This is a genomic window from Arthrobacter sp. Dra40, from assembly GCF_059091905.1.
Window position 1 is genome coordinate 1 of sequence record NZ_JBNHHB010000467.1, and the last position, 1594, is coordinate 1594.

The 1594-nt window shown below is 65.6% G+C and carries 4 protein-coding genes and 1 pseudogene; all 5 read left to right on the forward strand.

Features of this window, described 5'->3' with window-relative positions; all coding sequences use genetic code 11:
• Window positions 1-314: pseudogene (locus AC5RWT_RS37235) on the forward strand (hypothetical protein); the annotation flags it as partial.
• Window positions 311-430, forward strand: coding sequence for a DUF6893 family small protein (locus tag AC5RWT_RS37240; RefSeq protein WP_494084594.1), 120 nt, complete (start codon window positions 311-313; stop codon window positions 428-430). The pseudogene AC5RWT_RS37235 and the gene AC5RWT_RS37240, both read left to right, overlap by 4 nt.
• Entirely contained in the window at window positions 427-969 is a 543-nt protein-coding gene (locus AC5RWT_RS37245; protein WP_494084595.1) for a hydrogenase maturation protease, read from the forward strand. Before AC5RWT_RS37240 ends, AC5RWT_RS37245 begins: the two co-directional genes overlap by 4 nt.
• A gap of 12 nt (window positions 970-981) precedes the next feature.
• The gene (locus AC5RWT_RS37250) at window positions 982-1239 is read left to right on the forward strand and encodes a HypC/HybG/HupF family hydrogenase formation chaperone (protein WP_494084596.1); all 258 of its coding nucleotides are present in this window, start codon (window positions 982-984) and stop codon (window positions 1237-1239) included.
• 48 nt (window positions 1240-1287) lie between these two features.
• A partial coding sequence (locus tag AC5RWT_RS37255) for a hypothetical protein (RefSeq protein ID WP_494084597.1) occupies window positions 1288-1594 on the forward strand: 307 nt, incomplete at its 3' end.

Below are 1594 nucleotides of genomic sequence, written 5' to 3' on the forward strand. Positions count from 1 at the left end.
ATCCTGACGAGGACGCCGTGCTGATCGGAAACGTTCCGGTCGCCCGCGGCAGCAGGGTGCGAGTGAAACCGGGCCGGCGGGCCGATGCCCAGGATCTATTCTTCGCCGGCCAAACGGCAAAAGTCACCAGCGTCCATTTCGACGTCGATGGCAGCACGCATGTCGGCCTGGTCTTCGAACAGGACCCGGCAGCCGACCTGCACGAGGGTTACGGCCGATCCTTTTACTACGCGCCGGACGAACTGGAGCCACTTGATCCCGCCCCATCCGCCGGACAGTCCGAAACCCAGCATGGAAGGAAAAACCAAGCATGAGAGCAGTAGGCATGGTAACCATGGGCGTGCTGTCCGCCGCGGCGCTCGGCCTCGTCTACGTCGGACTGCGGTCGCTTCCGGACATCCGCCGTTACCTGAAACTGAGCCGGATGTGAACTCCGGGCCTGAGCCCCGCGCAGCTGCCGGCGGTACCGCAGCGGAATCCACCGGCCGTACCTTGGTGGCCGGCGTGGGCAATATGTTCCTGCGCGACGACGGCTTCGGGCCGGAGGTCGTGCGGTGCTTGATCGCGCGCGCTGACGGCCCCAAATCCGGTGTGCAGGTCATTGACTATGGAATCCGGGGAATGCACCTGGCGTACGACCTGCTGGCCGGCGTGGACGCGCTGGTCCTGGTGGATACTGTCCCTCCTGATGCTGCGGACACCGAACCGGGCAGCATTCGCATCCTGCGGGTCGGTGCCGAAGACCTGACGGACACAGCGCCGTTGGATCCGCACGGCATGGATCCCGCAGCGGTGCTGGACCGGCTGCGCTCGCTCGGCGGCCAGGTGCCGCCAACCTACGTTGTCGGCTGCGTGCCGGCCGACATGACCGAAGGCATCGGGCTCTCGCCTGCGGTAGCGGCCGCTGTTCCGAAGGCGGCGGCCGCCGTCGTCACGCTCCTTGAAGTAGAAGTTCCCCATCCCACCTAAGGAGGTACCGCCATGTGCCTGGGGATACCGGGGCGGGTCATCGAACTCGTTGAAGGTTACGGCGACCAGCTCGCCCTCGTTGATGTAGCCGGGGCGGAGCGGAAGATTAACATCGGGCTGTTGGAAGACGGCCCGCCCGAAGCCGGCAGCTGGATCCTGATCCACATGGGTTTCGCCTTGCAGAAAATGGATGCCGAGGGCGCCGAGCAGGCAATGAGCGGCCTCGAGCTGATGGGGCATGAACGTGATTCCGGGAGCGGGTTGCCCTAGATCGCACGGCTGGAAATCGAACATCACTCTCTATCGAGGAGGACCACCATGTACGAGGAACAACCATCCGAGTCCGGTGAACAACGGGAGCAGCCCAAAACCGACCGGCTGGGCAACGACTTCAACAAAGGCACCAACCCTGCGCCCGGCGGGCAAACGGATACCGGCGGCAGCGCCGTACCGCCGTACGAGGGCAGGAGCACGGAACGCAATGAGCCCGCCGAAGGCACCGCCCGCGCGTGGGGCAGCGAACCTCCTGAGAAAGAGCCGGAGCAACCCGGGCCGGAGGAGACTCCCGCGGACGCCAAGATGGCTCCGGAAGGGGTCGGTGCGAGCATCACCCGCGGCGGCGAAG

Bases quoted from the DNA above. Each gene is read 5' to 3' on its own strand.
- AC5RWT_RS37240 (WP_494084594.1), top strand. From the start codon at position 311: ATGAGAGCAGTAGGCATGGTAACCATGGGCGTGCTGTCCGCCGCGGCG.
- AC5RWT_RS37250 (WP_494084596.1), top strand. From the start codon at position 982: ATGTGCCTGGGGATACCGGGGCGGGTCATCGAACTCGTTGAAGGTTAC.